At 40.1% G+C, this 25,026-nt stretch carries 12 protein-coding genes; 4 read left to right on the forward strand and 8 right to left on the reverse strand.

From position 1 onward, the window contains the following. Nucleotides 1-45: 45 nt before the first annotated feature. Both galB and NAF19_RS06580 read right to left on the reverse strand, forming a co-directional pair. Nucleotides 46-2,595: a beta-galactosidase GalB gene (gene galB / locus NAF19_RS06575; RefSeq protein WP_252789024.1), complete on the reverse strand. Its 2,550-nt coding sequence runs from the start codon at nucleotides 2,593-2,595 to the stop codon at nucleotides 46-48. A 5-nt stretch (nucleotides 2,596-2,600) separates the two neighbouring features. Then, nucleotides 2,601-3,947 carry an alpha-L-fucosidase gene (locus tag NAF19_RS06580; protein WP_252789025.1) on the reverse strand — a complete coding sequence of 449 codons (1,347 nt, stop codon included), beginning with the start codon at nucleotides 3,945-3,947 and terminating at the stop codon, nucleotides 2,601-2,603. Nucleotides 3,948-4,689: 742 nt separating this feature from the next. Between NAF19_RS06580 and NAF19_RS06585 the strand changes: the two genes are divergently transcribed. From NAF19_RS06585 to NAF19_RS06595, 3 genes are all read left to right on the forward strand, one after another. Further along, on the forward strand, nucleotides 4,690-4,854 hold the full coding sequence (locus tag NAF19_RS06585; RefSeq protein WP_252789026.1) for a hypothetical protein: 165 nt from the start codon (nucleotides 4,690-4,692) through the stop codon (nucleotides 4,852-4,854). A 184-nt stretch (nucleotides 4,855-5,038) separates the two neighbouring features. After that, a complete protein-coding gene (locus NAF19_RS06590) occupies nucleotides 5,039-8,365 on the forward strand; it encodes a SusC/RagA family TonB-linked outer membrane protein (protein ID WP_252789027.1) in 3,327 nt (1,108 codons plus the stop codon). 26 nt (nucleotides 8,366-8,391) lie between these two features. Then, a complete protein-coding gene (locus tag NAF19_RS06595) occupies nucleotides 8,392-9,978 on the forward strand; it encodes a SusD/RagB family nutrient-binding outer membrane lipoprotein (RefSeq protein WP_252789028.1) in 1,587 nt (528 codons plus the stop codon). Between the two features lie 606 nt (nucleotides 9,979-10,584). On the opposite strand, the gene NAF19_RS06600 is transcribed toward NAF19_RS06595, so the two are convergent. From NAF19_RS06600 to NAF19_RS06625, 6 genes are all read right to left on the reverse strand, one after another. After that, the gene (locus NAF19_RS06600; protein ID WP_252789029.1) at nucleotides 10,585-12,162 is read right to left on the reverse strand and encodes a SusD/RagB family nutrient-binding outer membrane lipoprotein; all 1,578 of its coding nucleotides are present in this window, start codon (nucleotides 12,160-12,162) and stop codon (nucleotides 10,585-10,587) included. An 11-nt stretch (nucleotides 12,163-12,173) separates the two neighbouring features. Further along, on the reverse strand, nucleotides 12,174-15,539 hold the full coding sequence (locus tag NAF19_RS06605; RefSeq protein ID WP_252789030.1) for a SusC/RagA family TonB-linked outer membrane protein: 3,366 nt from the start codon (nucleotides 15,537-15,539) through the stop codon (nucleotides 12,174-12,176). Nucleotides 15,540-15,681: 142 nt separating this feature from the next. Continuing rightward, entirely contained in the window at nucleotides 15,682-16,671 is a 990-nt protein-coding gene (locus NAF19_RS06610) for a FecR family protein (RefSeq protein WP_252789031.1), read from the reverse strand. Between the two features lie 133 nt (nucleotides 16,672-16,804). Further along, nucleotides 16,805-17,377 (reverse strand): RNA polymerase sigma factor, encoded by a 573-nt coding sequence (locus NAF19_RS06615; protein ID WP_252789032.1) that lies wholly within the window; start codon nucleotides 17,375-17,377, stop codon nucleotides 16,805-16,807. A 646-nt stretch (nucleotides 17,378-18,023) separates the two neighbouring features. Continuing rightward, nucleotides 18,024-20,402: a hypothetical protein gene (locus NAF19_RS06620; RefSeq protein WP_252789033.1), complete on the reverse strand. Its 2,379-nt coding sequence runs from the start codon at nucleotides 20,400-20,402 to the stop codon at nucleotides 18,024-18,026. A 762-nt stretch (nucleotides 20,403-21,164) separates the two neighbouring features. After that, nucleotides 21,165-23,903, reverse strand: a complete 2,739-nt coding sequence (locus NAF19_RS06625; RefSeq protein ID WP_252789034.1) for a glycoside hydrolase family 38 N-terminal domain-containing protein — start codon at nucleotides 23,901-23,903, stop codon at nucleotides 21,165-21,167. A 340-nt stretch (nucleotides 23,904-24,243) separates the two neighbouring features. Here NAF19_RS06625 and NAF19_RS06630 point away from each other — a divergent pair, with 340 nt between their 5' ends. Next, nucleotides 24,244-24,972, forward strand: coding sequence for a GntR family transcriptional regulator (locus NAF19_RS06630; protein WP_252789035.1), 729 nt, complete (start codon nucleotides 24,244-24,246; stop codon nucleotides 24,970-24,972). Nucleotides 24,973-25,026: the final 54 nt, after the last annotated feature.

Below are 25,026 nucleotides of genomic sequence, written 5' to 3' on the forward strand. Positions count from 1 at the left end.
TTAATATTTATTTGTATTTATGAAGTATCGCCCTATCAGGTTTTCTTATTTGCTCTCCATCACCAAATCCTTACTACCCAATCCAGCACTTTGGGCCTTTACATAAAATTTGCCTTTATGCCCTTTCTTTGCCTTTACAATCACCAGCGCCATTCCATTAAAAGCTGGCCGCTCATGACCTTGAAAAGGAACAAAACTGGTGGCATCACCGTTGTCAGTAGCTACAATTTCCCCTGGTCCTTCCACAGAGAATTTAATCAGCGGATGCGAACGGGGCACTAACAAGCCATCTGTATCAGTTACTTTAACCGTAATGTAAGATAAGTCATCGCCCCCGGATTTGATCACCGAACGGTCGGCAGAAAGGGTAAGATTAGCCGCTTCACCGGTGGTTTTAACCACGTCGGTAGCCCATTGCTTTCCATTTTTATAACAAACTACTTTCAGTTCGCCTGTAGTATATTTTACAGAGTCCCAAATCAACCGAAAATCTTTTCCCGGTGTTTTTGTTTTCCGTCCCAGGCTCTTTCCATTCAAAAACAGCTCCGCTTCATCACCGGAAGTGTAAACGTTAACAGGTGTTACCTGTCCAATCCTTTCTGCCCAGTTCCAATGTGGTAAAATATGCGCCATGGGATAGTCAGGTCTCCAATGTGACTGATAAAGATAAAAACGATCTTTTGGAAACCCTGCTAAATCTACGATGCCGAAATAGCTACTTCGCGAAGGTGGGTTCTTTTTGCGGACCTCATCGAGCTTCGCCTCCAGTTCTTTCTTCTTTTCAGGATCGTTGCGAAAATTCTGCAAATTAGTTTCATCTGAATTATATGGTGTTGGTTCGCCGATATAATCAAAGCCGGTCCAAACAAATTCACCTAGCAGATGCGGATACCTGGCATTGGTACGAAACTGCTCGTCCGGAGAGCAGCCCCAACCCGGATAGGCGTTGTCATAAGAAGATATTTGCCAGTTTTGATATTCGTTTCCAAAAAAGTATTCACCACGCGATGATACACATGAGGAGGTTTCGCTACCAATGGTTGGTTTGTTCTTATAACGCGGGTCAGCATCCCATTTAGGCTGCTGGCTGAAAAAATAATTCACACCCATAATATCTAAACCTTCTACTGCTCCAACTTCACGGCCACCATCGGGATCATTATATCCGTTGGAAACAGGACGCGTGGGGTCCTCAGCCCGGACAATGTCGGCCAAATGCTTTGTCATTACAACATTACGCTGATCCATCACTTCATTTCCAATTGACCAGATAAATACTGAGGGATGGTTACGATCATGATGGACCATGGCTTTCAAATCCCTTTCATGCCATTCTTCATAAAGCTTGTTATAATCCAATTTACGTTTGCCATTTTTCCAGCAGTCGAACGCTTCGTCCCAAACCAGGAACCCCATCTGGTCAGCCAGTTCGAGCAATTCAGGCGCGGGAGGGTTGTGTGAAGTACGCAATGCATTACAGCCCATAGTTTTCAAAATTGTTAATTGCCTCCGCAACGCAGTTGTATTGATAGCAGCGCCCAGAGCCCCTAAATCATGATGGTTGCAAGTTCCCTGGATTTCAACCCTTCGGCCATTCAGCAAAAAGCCATTTCGGGCGGTAAATTCAATGGTGCGGATACCGAACGGCGTATCGTAAGTATCCATTAATTCACCATTTACAGTTACAGTAGTTTGGGCAATATAACGATTAGGCGAAAGAAGATCCCAGCGTTTTGGATTCTTAATTAAAGCCCGCGTTGCTATTACAGTACTTTTTCCGGGTTCAATTTCAACAACGGATTTATTGAAAGAAGTAACCTTTGCACCTTGTTTATTATTCCTGTCTAATTCAAATACATCTGTTTGAATACTTGCATTAACTACCGATTTACCTTGATTATCGATAGTTACGTCCATTTTAACCTTTGCCGAAGTTTTTGAAACGTCAGGAGTAGTAATGTAAGTACCCCAATTAGCAACATGCACCTGCTTTGTTTTAACCAGCCAAACATGACGGTAAATGCCTGCGCCCGGATACCAGCGCGAATCCCAGTTTTCGGTATCGAGCCGGACAGCTAATATATTCTCTTGTCCGGCTTTAATGTAAGGCGTTAAATCCATCCGGAAAGAATTATACCCATAAGGCCACGTGCCCACATATTTGCCGTTGAGCCAAATTTTCGCATTGGCCATGGCTCCGTCAAAATCTACAAATACCTGTTTGCCTGCATCCGTAGCCGGAAGCGTAAAATGTTTCCTGTACCAGCCTATTCCTTTCCAGGGTAATTTGCCCGTTGCTCCTTCCAATTCAATCCTGAACGGGCCCGTAATGGCCCAGTCATGAGGCAGGCTAAGTTTTTTCCAATCGTTATCATTGAACTTGACGCTTTCCAAATTCTTGGGTTCTTCAATCCTCGAAGCATCAGCTTGTAACCCATACCGGCCAAACAACCAGCCATCATCAAATGAGCGGGTATCAGCAGCCCCCATCCTGATAATGGGTTTACTTTGTGAAAATGAATTGGTAACTAGCAACAGCCCCATTACAATCAGGTTAACTGCTTTGATGAAATACAAACGATTGATGGAATTCATTCTTTCTAATTTAAACCTCCCTGCCCATGATACAATTGTACCGGTTTATCCAATTGCAATTTAACAACTGTAATATAAGGGTCTTTATCTTTTTCCGGCACGTTTATAAAAACAATGCCGGGTACTGAGCTCCATGATATTTTCCCCACAACTTTTGGTTTTAGGTGAACATCTGTCCCAACCACCTGAACATCTTTAATGGTGTTTACCAAGCCTTTCAGCATAATATTTCCAGCGGTTTGCCCCGGTAAAAAAAGATAAATAACGGTTGAATCTTTTGATAGGGTGGTAGGCCCATAAAAATGGCCCTGGGGCAAGCCAGGCAGCGTCCCGAAAATTCCTTCTCCATTTTTCTTGTTCCACTTTCCCAGTTCCTTTAAAATATTTACTTGTTCTGCAGGGATAGTTCCGTCTTCTTTGGGGCCAATATCCAATAAAAGGTTCCCGCCATTGCTAACCGCGTCGACAAAAAGGCTAATTACTTCAAACGGTGTTTTATAATTGTCATCATCAGGATGATAGCCCCAGTTGTTATTGGTTGTCATACACAATTCCCACCAATTAAATTTGGGGCGGCTAATCGGGAAGTTTTGTTCGGGTGTATCGTAATCACCATACCCTTGCAACCTGCCATTAATAATAGCTTCTGGCTTGATATTTAAAATTTGTTTCCGCACTTTTTCTGCCTGCCATTCGTCGGCGCTGTGTTCCCAGTCGCCATCAAACCACCAAAGGTCAGGTTTATATGCTTTATTTACCTCATCAATTTGTGCCTGAAAAAATTGTTGAAAACGCTGCCACTTTTTCGGATTATCAGCAACCTTGTACCTGCTGCTGTCTTTTAAAAACCCCGGGTAATCGGGATGGCTCCAATCTATCAATGAAAAGTAGGCCCCGCGTTTGATCCCTCTTTTATCTAAAGCCTCATAAAAGGGTTTTAACACATCTCTTTTTGCAGGCGAATTGTCAACTACATTAAAATGATGCTGTTTTGTGGGCCACAATGCTACCCCATCATGATGTTTGGTAGTAATAACTGCATATCGTGCCCCGGTTTCTTTAATTAAGTCAGCCCATTCTTCCGGATTATACCTGGAGGCCGTGAATCCTTTTATTTGCTTCATGTAATTTTCATAGCTGATTTTTTTATTGTGAAAACTCCAGCTTTCATCAATTCCATTTACCGAGTAAATGCCCCAATGAATAAAGATGCCCAGTTTTGCATCGGCAAACCACTGCATTTTTTTCCTGATAGAATCAGGGTTGGTTTTTTGCTGGGCATACACGGTTGCAGAATAAAAGAAGAGGCTGGCAACCATTAAAATGTGCAGTGAAAGGTGTTTTTTAATCATAATAAAAGTTCAAGATAAATTCATAACGCTCTATGTGGGTACACTTCGGGTTTAAACCCTGGATGTTTCAATCCAGCTTTCCAAAATATAATCGGTATACAAATAAAGGCTTTGGTAAAAGGCGAAAGTTTTGTGTTTTTATCTTGTTATTAAGCGCTATTGGGATTTATCAGGCAAAATGTTCATAAATGTGTTTATTGAATTGAATTTTCATTTATTCTGTATCTCAATACCCGGTTCAATTAACTGATCTCGGGCCGGGAGCCTAACCAGGGAAAGGGTTTCTGCAAACAAATAATTTACTATTGATGCGGAGAAAATTACTCCGGCTGCATTTGCATTTTTTTCTCTATGACCTTTTAAATCGTGCTCAACTAATACCCTCCCAAAGCATTATTTACTAGCGTGTTAATCACTAATAAGCCATTTATATCAATCCCGTTTAAAATTCAAACCGCTTGCGTGTGCGCAATAAGAAATTAATTAATAGTTGAGAGATTCCGCGCCTAAAGACAGGATTAACAGAAATATTAAATATACTGTATGACCATATTATTTACATATTCTCTCGTCGAAAATTCCAATATCGCTTAATAATTGGGTAAAAACATAAAACTTTAAACCTTTCGCTACTCCTTTATTTGTGGACCAATTATATCGGGGATAAGCTTGGCTGAAGACCAAAGCTTATGCCCAAAAACAGCATTACTTTAAGCCTCAAATACAGGCAATTACTTATGTAATGTGCCTGTATTTATTTAAAAAGGCCAAAAAACACAAAAAAAGTAATTATGATGATAATAATGGCAGACAGGAACATGAAGGGATAAAGCAAGATTATTACTTTATTTCAGAGGACATCGAGGCATCGCACCAGCTTTATAAAAATGACAATAACGATGAATGACATTATTAATAAATAGCAAACACCTGCATTTATTAATAATTCTTCATACGCATTTATGCTGATTGTGCAGAGTCAGAAAACATCAGCAATCTTTCATTTTTTAAGCATGAAACGAAAGCCGATTAACTGGTAATTAACAATTAATTATATACACAAATCAAATTTCAAAACAACTTAAATTATTATGCAAAAACTCTACAACTATTTGAAGGGGTCGTTATTGCTAATGCTAATTGTAGTGGCAAACAGCGCCTTCGCCCAAACTACAATTACCGGTACAGTAACTGATGATTCGGGCCCCCTTCCAGGGGTAACTATTTCTGTTAACGGCACAGGAACGCAAACACTTTCCAATGGTAAATATTCCGTAACAGCGTCAAAGGGATCCATTTTAAAATTCTCATTTATTGGTTATTTCACCAAAGAAGTAAAAGTGGGAGACCAGAGTGTTATTAATGTTAAACTTGCACCAAATAATGCCCGACTTAATGAAGTGGTAGTAACTGCTTTAGGTATCAATAAAGAAAAGCGGTCATTGGGCTATGCTTCTACTACCGTTAAAGCGGAAGAACTTACTAAAACAGCTGCTACAAATTTCGCAACCGCGTTATATGGTAAGGTTCCCGGAATGAGGATTGCTTCTGCACCTGGTGGAGCAACCAGCGGGGTATCTATTCAGCTACGCGGGGTAAACTCCATTTTAAATACTAGTACACCATTAATTATTATGGATGGTGTGCCGATTCATGATGTGGACAGGAATAATCCCAGCTTTCTTAATGGAAATCGTATAGGAAGCAACGGGTTGGTTGATCTGAATGCAGAGGATATAGAAAGTGTTTCGATACTGAAAGGCGCTTCAGCCGCTGCCCTTTATGGCTCAGAGGCGAACAATGGAGTAATATTAATTACTACCAAAAATGGAAAGGGCTCAAAAGGCGTGAGAGTTGATTTTAACGCCAATTACACACAAGATAAGGTTGCCTATTTGCCAGATTATCAAAATGTAAGGGGTGCTGGAATGCCGGTACAACTTGGAGTATACGGAGAAGATGCTAATGGCTTTAACTCCAAAACTTATCCCATTAACGGGGTGCCTATGAGAGCTACTGTACAAGGCTCATTAAACTTTGGGCCGCTATTTGACGGTAAGCCCATACTTAGCTGGGACGGCGTGGTACGACCTTATTCTGCCCAAAAGAATAACTACGACGGCTTATTTCAAACTGCACACAATTCAAATGTGAACGTTGCATTTTCACATGCTACCGAAAATTCGAGCACAAGGTTTTCACTTTCAAATATAAATACCGAGGGCGTTAGTCTTGGTTCGCACAATCAAAAAGTCACTGCTAATTTAAACAGCAACTTTAAATTGAGTAAGAATTATTCGGTAGATGTTTTAATAAATTTCATACACCAGGACATTAATAATCGTCCATACTCAGTAAACAATTTAACGCAAGGGTTTACCGGCATGATGCCCCGCTTTGATAACGGGCAATGGTATTTGAATAAATATAAAACAAGCCTTGGCTATAAATATGTGACCAATACCAACCAGAGTTTAACGCCGAATGAAAATTTAATATATCCGAATGTAAGAACTGACATATTGGATTTTGTATGGAATGTTAAGGAAAATAAAACCCAGGAAATCAGCAACCGGCTTATCGGCAGCGTTACTAATAACTGGCAAATTGTTAAGGATTTAAACTTGCGCGCCAGGCTTTCTGCAGATCTGACAGGCGGCAACACCATTAACAAAAATTCAACTGCTGTACCTACAATATTTGGTTATGATGCTAATCAATCCGGCTCATTTGGGCTTTTATCAAACACATTTAATATTTTATACGGTGAAGTGTTGTTGACTTATGATAGGAAAATCACGTCAGATATAGGTATGAGCCTGATGGGCGGCTATAATGCAGAAAGAGATTTTGCCTACAATACAAGTATTAGTACAAATGGCGGGCTTACCGCAGACAATAATTTCGATATAGCTGCATCTTATTTAACACCTACCGGCTCGGGTTCTCAAACTTTCCTGTCGAAAGATGCCTTATTTGGTACCGTTAACGCAAACTTTAAAAAATATTTATATGTTCAGGGAACGCTAAGACAAGACAGGACTTCAACGATGAATCCTAGTCAAAATACGTTTGTCTATCCTTCCGTAAATTCAGGTTTTGTTTTTTCAGATGCATTTCATCTGCCTTCTTTTATCAGCTATGGCAAACTTCGTGCGTCATGGGGTATTGTGGGTAGCTACCCAATCTCTTACCAGGCCAACATTGCCTATAATCAAGGCACTTTGGGTGTTCAACGCCCTGGCACAGGAGCCCTGCTTACCACTACCACCAGGGATCCCTTTGGTAACGATGCTATCAGGCCTGAGAAAAAGCATGAGTATGAATTTGGGATAGAAACCAAGTTTTTCCAAAATCGAATAAACCTGGATGTGACCTACTATAATGCAAGAATTGTAGATCAACTTTTAAATCTTGCTCTTCCTCAATCTGCCGGTGCATCTGCGGTACTAACCAATATTGGTGAGTTGAGTAATAAGGGATTTGAATTGGCTATTAGCGGCACCCCGATACTAACCCCAAAATTCAGCTGGGAAACAGGCTTAAACTTTGCGTCAAACCAGAATAAGGTTGTGAAATTATCTACCGGCGCTTCTGAATTAATTCACCAGGATTTTGATGGTAACGCTGCTGTGCTGAAGTCTGTTGTAGGCCAACCTATGGGTGATTTTTACGCGCACCCGATTGCTACTGACAGCAAAGGACAAAAGATAGTAGGTGATGACGGCGTATATGTATTAGATGCCAATAAAATGCAAAAATATGGCAATGCCATGCCAAAAGCAGTTGGTGGTTATTACAACACGTTCAATTACAAATCTTTTACTTTAGAATTATATGCTGACTTCCGTTTTGGAGGATCTGTAATGCCATCAGGTCTTGCCTGGCTGACAAGCCGAGGCCTTACCAAAGAGAGCCTAAACCATATGGATAAAGCTCACGGTGGACTTAGCTATTATATGGACGCAAGTGGCAAAGGAATTCAAACAAGTGCAGCCCAGGGCCCTGCTGGACAAACAGTGTATAACGATGGTATGCTGATGCCAGGGGTAACAGCGAACGGATCGGCTAACACCAACGTAATTTCTCAAGCTTATTATTATTGGAACGTATACAACTGGGGCGGACCTCAGTACAGCGAATCGGAGTATTCTTTATACGTGCAAAAGAATTCTTATATAAAGATGAGGGAAATTTCTTTTGGTTATTCATTACCAACAAATATTGCCGGAAAACTAATGGCCAAAAACATAAAACTTTCGGTATTTGGACGTAACCTATTTTATCTGTACAGAACAATCAAAGGCATGGATGCAGAACAACTTACTGCCGGTGCAATGTGGAATCAACAGACCACTAATTTAGGCACCAATCCATCTACCAGGACATATGGTATGATGCTAAGGGCTAGTTTTTAATTATTAACAAGAGAAAAATAATAATCATGAAAAAAATATTTTTAATTGCGGCACTGCTAATAGCTACGGGTATAACATCCTGTAAAAAAAGTCAACTTGCCGACGCATATGTGAATCCGGCAACTGCTCATAGCACAACATTAGAGAAACAGTATGCAGGATTTTTATCATCCGACCTGGATTATGTAATGTATCGTTACTGGAACTATTTTGTTATATTACAAAGCACTGCGCTGCATTACACACAAGCAGTTGGCTGGCAAAATGCTCCAGGCCAGTATATTCCAGGTGCTGCTTCCATCACTGACAGGTGGAACAATTTCTATACTTTTCTTGCTCAATACAAGGAGTTTCTGCACGTGTATTCACAGTTAACTGCTACAGAACAAAAAAACAAAAGGGTCTATTTGATTACCGCCACGATTCATTTTTATGACCAAACCCAAAAAGTAGTGGATTTACACGGCGATATTCCATGGTCTGAGGCCGGCTTGTTAAGTACAAATGGAGGAAATTACTCAAAATCATATGCTAAATATGATGATGCAGCTTCCATATATACTAAAATGCTGGATGATTTGAAAGGCTATGCAGATGAGTTAAATACCATCAGCATATCTCCTGCTGTGTCATCGGTAATAGCAACACAGGATTTTATCAATAATGGCGACTTGACAAAGTGGAAAAAGTATTGCAATTCGCTGCGTATAAAATTATTGACAAGGGTATCCGGCGTATCAAGTTTTCAGTCAAGGGTAAGTACAGAAATTGCTCAGATAGCATCAACTCCCGCCACCTATCCTATTGTATCTTCAAATGATGATAACATTTTAGTTAAGGTGTACGATTTGAATACGCCTATTTCGAGCGACTTTTATAGTGGCATAATTGGTTGGGGCGATAATGACGTTGCAAGCAAAAAAATGATCGACATAATGAACACCAATGGCGACCCAAGATTAAGGGCAATGTTTCAACCTGGTGCTAAAGCGGGAAATACGTATGCCGGATTAGATCAGTCTTTAATTGGTTCAGACCAACAGCCTTTGATAGCCGGAGGCACTTTGTCGAGGTATAATTTTTCTACACTCAGTAAAAACAGATTTTTACCTGGCATATTGATAACTTCTGCTGAAGTGAGCTTTTTGCTGGCCGAATATTATTTGAATGCCGGGAATGACGCAGCGGCACGGACGGCTTATGAAAATGGCATTTCCCAATCAGTTGATTTCTACTACTGGTTGCGTACGTTAAGTAATGACAGCTCGGCAGGCCCTTTAGCACCAACTTCTACGTCTGAGAAGAATACCTATATTACAAGTAACGGTATAAACTGGTTAAATGCTGCAACCACAGCTGATAAATTAAAGTTGATTGCCATTCAAAAATGGACAAACTATAGCATTTTACAACCGCTTGAAAGTTGGGCTGAATACAGAAGAACAAAACTGCCGGCATTTTCATTTGTAAATGATCCGTCAAGCAGTGTGCTTCCTCAGCCCCCAACGAGGTGGATTTATCCTACCAGCGAGCAAACATACAATACTGCAAACTACCAGGCAGTAAAGGCTAAAGATAGTTTTACTACCAAGGTGTTTTGGGACGTAAAATAGGCTTTATTAAAAATGATTACAAAGGGGGCTGTCTCACAAGGACAGCCCTTTTGTTTTTATATCCTGCCTTGAACCCGGGCATTCTACGATACCCGATTATTCCAATCAATGTGCTTGGGAGCAATCATAACCCCGTCAATGCCGCCCGGACGTCCATGATTTTCGACTAGTGTGATTTTTGGTTTTATACCAATCATCAAGTACTGGCTTTAGCGACAAATTATTTCGCGCCGACTGAAGTGGCATTCAACGGACGACAATCCTATAGTTCTAAATAAACTAAAGAAAAAAGAGGCTGTTCCAATAATATGAAACAGCCTCCATTGAAAAGGTTAAAGGTTATGCTTTGTAAAAATCAGAATTTAGCCTTAGCCTATGAGCTCCTGCTATCGTTAAAAATACTTTTTTGTTGACAAACAATCCAATGCCCAAACCGGGTGTCGGAATAGCAAATACAAATCAATTTGTATGAGGCAAGACGCCTGCTTTTTCAATTTTGGTGATAGCATTTCTACCGATCTGTTTGCCTTAATATGGGGAAAAAAATTCGGAGTGGCTGTTTAACCACCCCGAACAATCAATAAAAAATTATTTGAATATGGTGCACTAGAAATTTGAAGGATTACCAGTGTCCCACCACAGGCGGGTTGCAATATCATCTTTTGCACCGGCGCCCATTTTTGATACGGCATCTGCAACAGCCGCTGTATTACCCGTTCTTTCACCATTCACAAAAGGCATTCTTTTGATCCACTGATCAGCTGGGATAACACCCCAATCAGGGCTGCTGTCATTCTTGGCTACATGCGGAATTTTAGGATAGCCAGTTCTTCTGAAGTCTACCCAGGCTTCCAGCGTTTGCGTAAACGCAGCGAGGTATTTCTGGGTAAGAATCTTCTCCAGTTTCAATTCATTATTATCAGCATCATTCCATGCTACGGTAATCGTAGAAAGTGCAGTAAAATTATTCCGTGCGTCAACAGGATCTGTATAGCTAACAGGCTTACTTGTATTGTCAGCCAGATACGCGTCTACACCAGGAGCTCCCCAGTCTGCAAAAGATAATCTTACGCCATCTTCATAATTAGTCTTCGGATCACCTGCTCCGGCCCAGCCTCTAAGTCCCGCCTCAGCCTTAAGAAATGACACTTCCGCTGCAGTAAAATCCCTTCTGGTTGTTACACTGTTAAAATCGTTAGATACCTTGGAGAAAGGAACATGATCGGCTTTTGCTTTAATGTAAGCTCCGTTACGGATGCCTTTATAGGGAGTAGCTGGATGATCAGCGGCCAAAGCTGGGTTATCTAAGGGAGCAAAATATTTCGAAATCCTGCCATCTTTTAAGCCAACCATAAATGATTCCATTGGTGCACCCATACGGGTATCATCCCACTGGTAACAAATCTGGGCAACGGGCATAATATTTCCTACTAAGGAATTGGTAAAATTGTCCGCATTGGTGGTTATTAATCCAGCCGGATCAGACAATGCTTTTTCACCCTGGGTTTTGGCGGTTGCCGGGTCAACTTTTGACAAACGCATCGCCAGTCTCAATCTCAATGAATTTACCACTTTCATCCATTGAGGGATACTCCCTTTATAGGCGGTTGGATCAAATTTTGCAAAACCTGCGTATGTTTTATTTGCAGCAAAATCTGTTTGAATGGAATCGAGTTGTTTAAAGTAAAGGGTGTACAAATCAGATTCTTTATCATACAAAATAGAGTTAGCCGTGCTGCCATAATTGGAATAAATAATAGGCCCGTGGATAGCCGTTAGTTTAGAAGTGGCCAAAACACTTACAAGCTTAGCCCAAGTGGCAAAAAGGGGCAATTTATTGTCTTTGGCCAATGTGATGACTTGTTTTGCCGGGGACATTACACTACCATATACGCGGCCCCAATATACGTTCCAACGCATGTAATAGGTAGTGTTGTTTACATTACCCACAAAATCGGTGGGCGTAGCCATATATCCCATCCATGAATCATAACATAAATCCTCTTCAATCTGGTGACCGTTCAAGTTAAATATCATACCCGAAAACGGAGACCCTACGAGGTTAAAATCCTGTTTAAGCAACTCATCGGAAATTTGATTGGGGTCCTGGTTTGTTTTAACAAAATCCTTTGTGCACGACCCGAGTATAATCAAACATAATATCGCAATAGTTATCTGTTTCATATCAATTTTTTTTAAAATGTAAACTTCACGTTAAATCCAAACGATCTTGTAGAAGGCAAGCCAAATACATCATTGGACTGCATGGAATTGCTTGTGCTCATGGATTGTTCAGGATCGTAAGGGGCCTTTTTATATAAGAAGAATAAATTCCTTCCTACTAAAGACACTGAAGCATCTTTGAAAATGGGGTTTTCGCCTTTCGACTTGAAAGTATAGCCCAATACCAATTGAGCCAATCTTACATTTGTTCTGGAAAATATATAAGGCTCCATGATTTTATTCCTGTCACCAACCGCTGAGTAATAAGTATATGGATCAATTGATGTAACAGCTGTTCCTGTAGAACTAACGGCATTGATGGGCACACTACCTTTATCTCTTGCTACTGCTGTTCTTTCACTTACACCATAAGAGTCAAGGAATGCCTCTGTTTTAGAGAATGCAACGCCCCCAAATTTCCCATTGATAAGAAAGCTGGCAAAGAAATTATTGTAGGTAAAACTGTTGTTCCATCCAAGCAAGTAGTCAGGGTTAACATTTCCTACTTTTGTCTGTGTTGCTGCTTTGGTTGGAACCCCGCTGGCATCCAATATAATTTGACCAGCATCGTTTCTTGCAAATTTGTAGATATACACATCGTTGAAAGAACCACCTGCTTTAATAATTGAGGCAAAACCTTCATCATCGCCACCTACCTGGTAGTTTGGATTGGACGCAATTAATTCAACAATTTTATTTTTGTTCTGCGAACCGTTGATTGCAGTTTTCCAGCTAAAAGTGCCTGAGCGAATAGGATCCGCAGTCAGCGTAAATTCAAATCCATGGTTGTCAATCTTTCCGGCATTAACAAAGTAAGTTGTATAACCCGAACCAGAAGGCGCCGCCAGGGTAAGGAACTGATTGGTACTAATATCTTTGTAATAAGTGAAATCCAGTCCGAGTCTATCATTGAAAAATTTGATTTCGGTACCATATTCATGACTTACAATCTTCTCTGGTTTTAGGCTAGTAAAAGGTACCTGGGTATTCCTGTTTATACCTCCAATACCACTTGGGTCGCCTGTACCACCAATACTATTCAATGGATTTACCACGTTAAACGGCACTTCATTTGCAGTTTGAGACAACGCTGCTCTCACTTTAAAGAATGAAATGGCTTGTGGCAATTGCACCATTTGGCTAATAATAGCAGTAAGGCCAAAGGAAGGATATAGATAAGACTCGTTTCCGGTAAGAGCGAGGGTGGAGGCCCAGTCATTACGTACAGCAATATCAGCGAATAAAAAGTTTTTATACCCTATTGTTGCGTTTGCAAAAGCACCCTGTTTCAACGTTTGATTGATGGTACTGTTGAACATTATGTTATAAGGAATATTGGCAAAAGTGAAAAAGTTAGGGTATTGTAATGATACCGTACCATTGTTTACATTCATACCATCGTTAAATGTATTTTTCTGGTAGCTAACACCAGCCAATGCATTTAAACTAAATTTTCCAAATGTTTTGTTATACGTAAGGATACCGTCTGTATACAGCGCCTGATCTGTGTATTTTGTATAATTCCAGGTTCCATTCGGGCTAACACTTACTGAGTTGCCGGCTGCAGCATAGCGAAAATCTCTCAGAACATTATTGTAATCAACATTGCCTCTTACTTCAAACTTAAGATTCTTCGCAATTTCATAGGCGAGTTTCACATTGGCAATCGCCCGTTTGGATGTTTCCAGTTTAGAATCGTTATTAATTTCCCAGAAAGGGTTATTTTGTTTTTCTTCAGTGGAATACCAGTTCATTTTATACAAATTCCTGTTGGTGTCAAATACCTGGTAGTTTTGTTTATAGGTGTCAAAGTTCCGGTCCCTTGCAAACAAATACAAACCGGTGAGCGGGTTGTTATAGTAACCGGCCCCAGGGCGATTTTTAGACTTTTCGGCAGAGATCATGACATTGGAACTTATAGTAAGCTTGTCATTTAACAATTTAGTACTCTGGTTGAACGAAAAATTGTTTTTATCATAAGTATTTGTTGGAACGATACCTTTTGCTGACGTATTTGCGTAAGAAAAATAGACGGTTGTTTTGTCTGTACCTCCATGTATTGCTACTGAATTGGTAATAGTAGAACCTGTTTGGAAGAAGTCTTTAATATAATTTTTTTGATAACTATCAGATTTAACAACAGTTTGTCCGGTAGGTGTCCAGCTGTAATCGCCACCTGTTGTGCCATAACGATATTGAAAATCAGGAAGCCCCGATACCTTATCGAAAATAGAACTGGAGTTAAAGTCGATGGATACTTTACCGGCTTTTCCTTTTTTAGTGGTAATTAATATTACGCCATTGGCGCCCTGGCTGCCATAAAGAATGGAAGCGCTGGCCCCTCTTAAAATGCTGATACTTTCAATATCGGCAGGATTGATTGTTGAAAGTCCATCCCCGCCATCTGTTCCACCATAAGAACCGGGCTGCGGCGTTTTGTTGTTTACCATTGGAATACCATCTATTACATAAAGGGCCTCGCTGTACCCCAGCAAAGATTTATTCCCTCTTAGAACCGCCTTAGTAGAGCCACCCGCACCCGAGTTGCTGATCTTGATATCAAGGCCTGCCGCCTTGCCGCTAAGGGCATCCACAAAATTGGTGTTAGCTGCTGTTCTCAATTCATCACCTCCTATCTGCTGAGAAGCATAGGTTAAGGATTTCTTTTCTCTTTTAACACCCAAAGCTGTTACTACAACTTCTGTTAATTGATTGGGATTTTCAACAAGAACAATGTTTAATTGGGTCTGTGATGAAATGGTCACCTCTTGTTTAATATAACCTAAATAACCAAAAACCAGTACTTCGCCAACATTAGCGTCAATTGAAAAGTTACCATTTACGTCGGTTTGTGTGCCGCGCGAGGTGCCTTTAACCAAAATACTCACGCCAATAATAGGTTCGCCTTTAGAATCCTTTACCACGCCCTGTATTTTAGAAGCGTTATTGTCACGAATGGAAGCTTCATTAAGCTGCGAAATATCACCTGTATTTTGTACTACACCGATGTAATTACCAATTGCTTTAAATTGCAATTGTGTTTTATCGTGCAACAGCCCCAATACATCCGTCAATTGCAGATTTTTTATGTGAAGGGTAAGCGGCGGCAACTGGCTGAATATCTGTTCGTCATAAACAAACGTCACTTTCGCCTGGCGTTCTATAAGTTTAAAAACTTTTTTAACACTTACCTTCTCAACGTTGAAATTCATCTCCTGGGCCCGTGTACCGCTAGCCATCAGGAGGGTCGAACAGCATATTTGTATGCTGATGATAATTGTAGAAATGCGCATGCATTTTCGGAGTAAGGGCAGTACTTTGCCGTAAAAATTCATCATATTTGTTTGGTTTAATATTCTGTTAAACTAAAGCCGTCTGTATATGGGTCTCAAGCATATATGCAGTGGCTGCTCTTCTTTCCGGGGACATTCGAAGTGTTCCCGGTTTCTTCCTTTTCTTAGCTGCTAAGTCCGGATCATTTTATTTAATAACTACGGTGCTATCATTGGCTATCTGGTATTTAAAGTGTTTGGTGAAACTTAAAATTTCCATAATGGTATCTAAGCGTTGATTGCTTAGTGTTATAGATATACGCTCATCCAGCAATTGTTTATTATCTACCGTAATGTGTGTATTGTATTGCTTTTCTAATGCCTTGAATATGTTGTTCAAATTCTCCTGCTCAAAAACAAGCGGGCTTTTGCACCATAAATTCACAACCGATTCGTGGACTGACTCTTTTTTTATTTGATTGTTAGAATTAGATAAAATAACTTGTTGTTTTGGTAACAACATAATAGCATGTTGACTGCGTTTGCCGTTCAAAGTAACACCTACCTTACCGCTAACTACACTAACTTTAGTTGTTCCTTCTTTTTGATTAGCGTTTACATCGAACGATGTTCCGAGTACCGTTATATTCAGGCTTTCGGTTTTTACAATAAATGGATGCTCACTTTGGTGCTTTACATCAAAAAAAGCACGGCCCTCTACTAATTCAACCTGGCGGATTTTCCCTAAAAAAACTTTGGGGTATTTAAATATTGAGTGGGCACTAAGCCAAACTTTTGAGCCATCAGGCAATATCACCTCCATAATCCGGGGTGCAATTATCTTAGCAATATGTGTACTCATTTTATCACCTGCCTGATTCGACCAGTTGAAATACCAGGCAAGGCTCGAGGCGATAAAAATGACGGTAGCGGCAACAGAAACAATATAAACAACCATCCGTCTTACAAAGGCGGGATGCTTATTTATGGGGGGAGCCTCGTTTATTTTTAGCTGGAGATTCTTGAATATCCGTTGTTTAATATCCGCTTCTGATTCCGGGTGTTCAATGGAAACATTTATAACCTGATCATCATCATGGACTGTATTATACCATTGCTCAAGCAAGTTCTTCTCCTCCGCCGATGCCTCACCGCCCAGGTATTTTGCTGCTAATTGTTGTAGTTCTTTCTTATTCATCTGGCTAAGTATGCCGCTTTTACAACTATAGAGTCAAAAAAGAGATAAATACCCTTGCCCGGAATTGAAAATTTCTGCGTTTTTTTTCCTACAATAAAATAACTTGTTTAACAGGGAAAAGGGATAGCCGGATTTATTTAATAAATAACCGCATCACCAGTATAAAAAATAAAAGGTCGCTCATGGGGCCATCAAAATTTGCCCTGATTACACGCAGGGCCTTGGTCAGGTGTCCTTCAGCAGTTTTTGGGGAAATATTCAAGTTTTCAGCTACTTCAGCTAATGGCATGTCCTGTAATTTGTTATACTGAAAAACCATGCGGCATTTTTCAGGTAGTTTATTGGACATGTTCGTGATGATTTCCAATAAAATTTTTTGATTAATATCTATTTCTAAAATTGCTTCGACATTTAGAATGCCCAATAAATTTTCCTGTCGTTTAGATTTTTTTATTTGAGCAGCGTGGCGGTAAACTGCATAACGGGTCATAGCGGCAAGGTAAGGGACTATCGATTTGATAGATAATGACTCCCTTTTTTTCCATAAAGTAAGAAATACTTCCTGCACAATTTCTTCTGCAACGCAGGTCTCCTTAAGCAATTTATAAGCAATAAAGTATAATTTGTCCCAATAGCGATCGTAAATTTCAGTAAAAGATAATTCATCCCCCTTCTTTAAAAGACAGATCAATTCATCATCATTCATTAACTGAAACTTTTTCAATAGCTTTAAAAATTGTGTATAAATTTATATAAACTTAACATATCTCCCGATACTTCTTATATTTTTTTAAAAAGTTTCTATCAATTCAGCTATCCGCAAAGTGTATAAGGTGTGAGATAATTAAAATGATCACAGTAGTTATTTGTCCCGAGGCACTTTTTAATTACCTGTTTGGCCATTTTGCAATATCGCACAAAAACAATATTAAATTTGGGATAAGTTTTAAAAGCTGAAATTATTGAAAAAAAACATATTCGTAATATTTTTTTTACACAAACGTTTGCGCAGTGGTTCATAAAAAACAGGCCCACCAGCTAAAACCAACGTTTAGCATGTTAAAATCAACCCTTAAATAATTGATAATTAAATAAATACAAGGAGTTCTACCAGAAAGCTTGATGCAAACGTTTGTTTTTACTTTCCAGACGGCGGGTGACTTCATTGTCACATTCACTGCAACTATTTGATGGCGGAAAATTCAGGGATAGGTTTACTGTAAACTACCTCACCCAACTTAAAACTGTACATGGGAAAAAGCTGCCGCCTGAAAATATCAGGAACCCCCTGGCCGACATTTTTTTTGACTGCCAGGGCCCCAGAAAAGCGTGAACACTTTTTTCGTTCCGGCTTATTTTATTATTTCTACGGCTTCTTTTTTATTCAAACCCTTAAACTGCATTTCTATTTTCGGCGGCTCTTCCCCTCCAAAAGAGTTGTCGATAATAATCGTGTGGGCGCCGGATGAAACAAACGGCGGAAGCGAGGACATTTTATAAGTTCCCTTAAGCTTACCGCGTTCGTTGTACAGCTGAAGATACTCCGTGCCATCGCAAACAATGCTTTCATTCGCCTTTAGCTCAACAGCCACATTTATTTCAGCATAATTGTCGAGTTGCAGTTTAATATTGCTCACGATTCCTGATTTCCCCGCAGCCTTTATACGAAATTGCAGGGGTTGCTCTTTGTACTCCTGGATATATGTCCACGTAGTAGTTGTAGGTTCGCCCGGCTGACGCTCAAATTTTTCCCTAACAAATACCTGCGATAACGTATATTGATACAAGTTCCATTTTCCATCTTTTACTTTCTCTAAATGAAAATCATTCCGGAGATTTTTCAGGTCCTCCCGCTGTTTAGCATTAAATGCATTGCCGGTACGGGCGGTCTCCCATTCCCGGATGGCATCAAGCAATTGCGACGTAATGGGGTTTGTCCTCAATGCCTTAGGGCGGGCAACCATAGCGAACCCAGCATTATAACCCGCTGCCCGGGCCAGCATCGATTCCATTTCAACCATTGTAGTATTTTCGGTCAACAAATACCAGCCCAGCATGTGCGGCATTAAGTTTCTGTCGAACAATCCCTGGTTATCAATGCGCGACTGTTGCATACTTTCATTGAAGCCACCATACCAGGGTTCGCCCCAATTATAATATGAGCCAATGTTCCAGAAAAAGGTTTTACTATTGCTGGTTCCGCAAATAAATTCATGTTTCATGTTATCATAAACATCTTTTGCGAAAAGCTCAATGGCATAATCACCTTCTCCTGATGCAATGCAACCTTCATGTCCATCAAAATCAAAATGGTCAACCCCGGTTTCATTAAACAGGTTAGCCATGTTTCGGGCAATTTCACGCTGTAAATCCAGGTTTGGGAAAAATACCTGGTAAGGATGATCAAACAACTTGCCCACGGTTTCGCCCTTTTTATGAGCCGAAGTAACAGTACCAAAAGCCCCGCGCTGACAATCAAGTAATTTGTAAGGAGAAGTATTGGTTACAGATTTATAGCGGATGAGCTCCTTCCCGATTTTTACAGTATGCAGGTTATTATTTGTTTCCTGGTTAAAATATTCGGGAGATGATACCTCAATTTCTTTTTGCTGTTGATCTATTTCGTGCAGTAGCAGCGCAGTACCTGTTAAACTAAGCCTGTCATCTGGTACAGGCGTAACGTATGAATCATTGGTATTGATAAAATTGGTCAGTGTGTGTACGCCAAAATGCAAACCTGCAGCGTGTGCCTTTTCCACGCTTTTTTTTAAACCATCTTTTCCATTTGGAAAAAATTCGGGGTTAAGTGTATAATGTCCCCAACTTTTAAATGGTCCTTCATGGTAAAGAGATATCAGGCCTGCTTTTTTAGTGTAAGCTATCATTTCATCCACATCCTGCTCGCTAAAAGAAGAAATAAGGTAAGATCGGCCATACTCAGTTGATTTTTTAAACCAGGTTTTATTAACGGTTGGATATGGCAATTTTTCATCAACAGTAATTGTTTCTATAACATCAAGAGTTTTAGACTCGGCGCATGTGAACAAAGCGATTTTACTCCCCACCACAGTTTCTCCTTTTATTGCCTGAACAGGCATGTTTTTAAATTGCCCGCCCCAGGCATCAACCAGTCGCTCTCTATCCCGATTGATGGTGTATGCCTGTAAAGTACTACCCCATACGTAGGCCGTGGCCGCATTACCCCGTCCCCAGTTGCTTCCCTCGCTGTTGGGAAAGTCTCCACCCAATGTTTTTACATTGAGCACCTGCACACCCACTGCTACCTCCCCATCGCGTACCACGCCGATTACTTCGCCCACTGTTTTATGAATGGTAGTTTTGAAGGGCCCCCAAATAACAGCATCGATGTTTTTTCCTGGTGTTGCTTTTACAATTTCCAGTGTAAGGTGTGTGTTTTTTGGGGTTACTTTTATTTCAACAGTAACATCTATGGGTTGGTATTTTAAACTAATTGTTTTGGCTGAACTATTATAGGCCATCCTTGCAGGAAGATATTTTTTATTGTTACTCACTACGGTAAGCAATGCAGAAAGCGTATCGGTGTATAAATAGTTCTTGCCAGATTGCGGATTACTTAACTCTGTAAGAAATCCTTTTTTATCAAGTCCAAGTCTCAAACTACCGGTACTAAATTGTACCTGGGCATCAGCATTTAGGACCGACAAAATGAATAAAGCCTGTAATATTTTTTTTATTAAATTAGAAATCATTGTTTTTTTATTATAGCCGCAATTTAATTATCGTAGTACCATATATAATATTATGATGTTCAAAATATCACGCAATCGTTTGACTTAACCCTGCAATTTACGTTATAGAACTTCCATGTTACTTAATTTCATGTGCAGCCGTCGTAAAAAACCGGTGATCGTCATAACTGCCCCGCCTAAAGGAAATTTAACGAATATAAAGCGTGTTTAACAAAACAGCGAACTGTATCAGTATCCCTGCGGGGATCTACGTCACGATTTTAAGATGTCTCACATTACAGTCTCAAACCATAGGATAGCTAAATGTTTACATCAATCACACATTATTAATATTATATTAATATCAATAGAATATAAGGTGTTTATATCCTAAACCATACATTATTAAAAACAGCTGCAGAACCGACAATTAAAAAGAATACCACTGTATATCAAACGTTTGTGCGATGTGTATTTAATATCAAATCGCCATACTTGATTATTTTTATATCAGATTATTTAAAAGTATAAAAGCACATTATTATATATTAATTTAGAAAACCTTACATCCTTGAGAAAGATGATAAGCAAGGGATTTTTAAACATGAGATGATCCCGATTTAGTTGATCGCGTTCCGGGGTGAGATCCGGAACGCTTTTTTTGTGGCAAAATCTTATTATCTATCCCTTATTTATCGTCCGTACTTCTGGAACGCCCGCCGACTGCCAAAGGACTTTTTCAAACAACTCGGCAGCGACGATGAAATAACTTCCCGTACTGCACTAGCTATTAGCTTTAGCACCGCTTTTCGACTTGTGTATTTTAGTCCCTGAAAGCGCCCCTGTATCCAAAACAAAGCTGGCCGGAGCATACGCTTTAAGCCTAAAGAAAAACCTGCCTCCTGCGGCGCTTACCTGTTTCCCGATTTTTTCACCCCGAAGATTTACCGGGATCACTTTGGTATAAGCTGAGCCCTTAGGCAGGGTAACCGTAATATTACTCGAAACACCACCTTGCTCCCACAAACGTAAAACGGTTCCCTTACCATCGGGGTTTTCACCAAAAGCAGTTATCAGAACTCCTTTTCTTGAAAGAGAGATACCGGTATTTTTTGCCGGCGCATTTCCCGCGGCACCTTCTGCAATTCCAGTTAACAAAGGCACCCGCGCTTCCCACGAGTTTTCGATCAGGTTGAGAGCGGTTGGTGCTTGTTTATCGATAGGCCATATCCGAACCCTTTCGCTCCATGATCCATCCTGCCATAACGGGAAATTAGTATTCCACATGTTATTATAGATATTGACGAATACCGACGGAATTGTCGGTGTGTGCTCCAGGGAAAACTTCCATAATCCAGGTTCACCTAAACTGATCAATGGCGAATCCATTGGTGTTAGCCCCATTCCTGATTTATCTGCCTGCGTAATTGAAACGCCAGAATTTACAGCCATCAAATACCTGTTGCTACCCGAAATAATATCTGTTACCGGGTTTATCGGACCACCCAAACGACCAACAGTAAAATGAGGATCCCTAACTGCGAAGGGGAAACAAAGCCACCCTCCTTCAGGCTGTTTGTCTGCTGTTTTATCGTCTACAAACCATGCAACATCAACATAAGCATCGTTCCGCGGGAATGTAAAAGTCAGCGTATATTTCTTTGCAAAACCCTGTGTTGCAACCGAGGTCAAAGTAGCTATATCGGCAATTGGTGAATGAGAAACGGAAATTTTCCATTCATTTGGAGTAAACGCCAAATACGGTGCTTTTTCAGCATTAAGCATCCCGGGTTTTCCCAAATCATTTAGCCCCCAACCTTCCTTTATTCGGCTATAGGCATTCCACCATTTATCAACCTCATTGGTGCTGAACCGCTCGTGCAAAAACTGACCGATAACGTATTTAGAGGATTTATCAACCAATTCGCGACCTGTTGTTTTTTCTGTTAATGAAGCTATTCCTCCCCTGCTTAAATCAAAAACAACTTTAAAATTAGACGTACTGAAAACCGGTTGTTCATCAGTAGTAATAACTGACTCTATGATATCATTTTGAGAATAAGCAACATAGCCCGATGCGGGGATTTCTTTAGCATAAAAGGATTCGCCCTTTTTCAGGGAATTTTCAACTATTCCTGACCTTTTCCATGGTAACGGATTATATACTACCAAACGTTTTCCGGCTACATTTACAGATTTCGCTAAAAGATGAAGATGTGTTTTTAGCCCATCGGTAACTATGCTGTCGGTGTTACGAATGTATTGGCGTTTTACATCATATGAATGCAGCCATTTTCTTTTACTACCTGATTTTGTGTTGATTGCATCACTGTTTTTAAGTTTTGAATAATCGCCATTTTCAGGGATCGGTTCGGCTTCAGCTTCTGCCATCCATTTCTTCCAATCCTCACCATAGCTGAAACGCGGACCGTATTCGGCATTCATACCCCATGTATGTTCGGCATACAAAAGGCTTTGCTCATAAGCTTTTGCCAGTTTTGCCGAAACAGATCCGGCCGGCATATTCCAAATTCCCATTTGTGTATTCAGCTCATCAAGTACCGATTCTAACGGGCGAATGTTTCGCGCAAGTTTTGTTTCCTGCGGGTTTGAAAGCAAGCCGTGAATCCAGGTGTCCGGTGTATCTCCCGTAATAGTTGGCAAAACAGGTTTCTCCGCAAATACCGCTTTTGCAAAATCGTCAAGGATGCCAAAATGCACTTTTACACCAGGCATATCTTTCTTTATTTTTGCCAGCAGGTTTGCAATTTCTTTTTGATTTGGGGGGCCGTGATTATCGCCTGTCATAATCATAGCCAGGTAGTTTTTACTCGGCCAATTTGCTGGCGGTTTCATTTCCGAACCATACAATGGGGTATATTGACATAAGATTTTAGAGCCATCGGCACCTTCCCACCAAAAAAGCGGAGGGACGCGCGGATATTGACTTGCCGGATTACAACCTAATTGCAAAAATTTTATACCAGCATTTCCTAATAAAGTTGGAAGAACCCATGAATGACTCGGCACATCGGTCATTTTAGCGCTTATTGTTAATGGTTGCCCATAAGTACGGGAAATATTTGACGAGTAATCAAGTCCACGAACCAAATCTTCATAGTCCAACGACTCCGTATGCATTGTAAATGGCAGCCCGTGGGCCACTATTGAACCATCTCTGATTGCTTTTTCTATTCTAGCTTTGCGTTCCGGCGCTTGCAAAGGCCCTAATATTTGAGCATACAGCGGCCAGCCGGGTACAGTCCATACAAAATGCTCATCCTTCGGTAATGCTGAATTTTTCTCAATAACATTTAACGCATTATCCATCATTTCTCCCCTATACCGGGCAAATACATTTTCCGGTAAATCGGTAAAACCCAGGTCAAAGTGTGTTTTAAATACTACCCATATATCGGTTACTTTTAGTACTACGGCGCTATTTGCTTTCCGTTGTTGTGCATACGTTCCTGTCGACAATATCAACACAAGAAAAAACAAAATTTTGACTTTTTTTCTCATATGTATTTACTTCCTGGTTTACAATTAATCGGTTTGGCAATTTTTAAAAAAAGTATCCCGGCAATGCCGGGAGTACCTATCAACTAAATCTCAAGATCTCATCCTTGAAATATTTTTGGTTCACATGGTTTTTATATCCGAAGCCCCTCAGGGAAAATGCCTCAGCTTCATAGTATTAATCTTGAATTTTCTATTTATGTACAAACATATAAACATTTATATAGTATAAAAATAGTTTTACAAAATTATTTTTATACTATATAAATAGCTAATTAACTTATAATTATGTATGTACAAATAATTGATTTTGTTTTTTCTATAATTGCATATAATTATAGAAATGAAATACTCAATCGACCACAAAAGTCCGATTCCGCTACACATACAGGCTGAAACGCTATTACGGGAATTAATTGAAGCTGAGGAATATCAAAATGGAAAGACTATTCCTAATGAGGTAGACCTGGCAAAGCAATTAGCCATATCACGCACCACCTTAAGGCAGGCCATTAACAAATTGGTTTTTGAAGGGCTTTTGATCCGTAAAAAAAGGTTCGGGACTAAAGTTGCCAACGGGTCGGTTAGTTCCCGATCAAATAACTGGCTAAGCTTTTCACAGGAAATGAAATTAAGGGGCATTCCTATTAAAAATTTCGAACTTCATGTAACATGGGTTTATCCTGACGAAATGCTGGCAAATTTCTTTGAAATAAAGTCTGATCGCAAAATATTAAAGATGGAACGGGTAAGAGGAAAACCGCACGAGCCATTCGTATATTTCGTTTCTTACTTCCATCCACGCGTGGGTTTAACCGGTGATGAGGATTTTAAAAGACCTTTATACGAAATATTGGAACACGACTGCTCTATAATTGCAACGCTATCAAAGGAAGAAATATCCGCTATACCTGCTGATGAATTTATCGCGGATAAACTTAAAATGGAATTTGGCAACCCTGTTCTGTTCAGAAAACGATTGGTATTTGACCAGGCGGACCGACAAATTGAATACAACCTGGGTTATTACAAAGGAGATAGTTTTGTTTATACAGTAGAAAGCTCGCGTTAATACTATACGGCCATAAACTTTACCATTTATTAGATTAACAGACAAAATAGCTGA

The organism is Mucilaginibacter flavidus (assembly GCF_024055575.1).
GTDB lineage: Bacteria > Bacteroidota > Bacteroidia > Sphingobacteriales > Sphingobacteriaceae > Mucilaginibacter > Mucilaginibacter flavidus.

Bases quoted from the DNA above. Each gene is read 5' to 3' on its own strand.
- NAF19_RS06605 (WP_252789030.1), bottom strand. From the start codon at position 15,539: ATGATGAATTTTTACGGCAAAGTACTGCCCTTACTCCGAAAATGCATG.
- NAF19_RS06595 (WP_252789028.1), top strand. From the start codon at position 8,392: ATGAAAAAAATATTTTTAATTGCGGCACTGCTAATAGCTACGGGTATA.
- NAF19_RS06585 (WP_252789026.1), top strand. From the start codon at position 4,690: ATGTGCCTGTATTTATTTAAAAAGGCCAAAAAACACAAAAAAAGTAAT.
- NAF19_RS06615 (WP_252789032.1), bottom strand. From the start codon at position 17,377: ATGAATGATGATGAATTGATCTGTCTTTTAAAGAAGGGGGATGAATTA.
- galB (WP_252789024.1), bottom strand. From the start codon at position 2,595: ATGAATTCCATCAATCGTTTGTATTTCATCAAAGCAGTTAACCTGATT.
- NAF19_RS06610 (WP_252789031.1), bottom strand. From the start codon at position 16,671: ATGAATAAGAAAGAACTACAACAATTAGCAGCAAAATACCTGGGCGGT.
- NAF19_RS06625 (WP_252789034.1), bottom strand. From the start codon at position 23,903: ATGAGAAAAAAAGTCAAAATTTTGTTTTTTCTTGTGTTGATATTGTCG.
- NAF19_RS06600 (WP_252789029.1), bottom strand. From the start codon at position 12,162: ATGAAACAGATAACTATTGCGATATTATGTTTGATTATACTCGGGTCG.
- NAF19_RS06620 (WP_252789033.1), bottom strand. From the start codon at position 20,402: ATGATTTCTAATTTAATAAAAAAAATATTACAGGCTTTATTCATTTTG.
- NAF19_RS06590 (WP_252789027.1), top strand. From the start codon at position 5,039: ATGCAAAAACTCTACAACTATTTGAAGGGGTCGTTATTGCTAATGCTA.
- NAF19_RS06580 (WP_252789025.1), bottom strand. From the start codon at position 3,947: ATGATTAAAAAACACCTTTCACTGCACATTTTAATGGTTGCCAGCCTC.
- NAF19_RS06630 (WP_252789035.1), top strand. From the start codon at position 24,244: ATGAAATACTCAATCGACCACAAAAGTCCGATTCCGCTACACATACAG.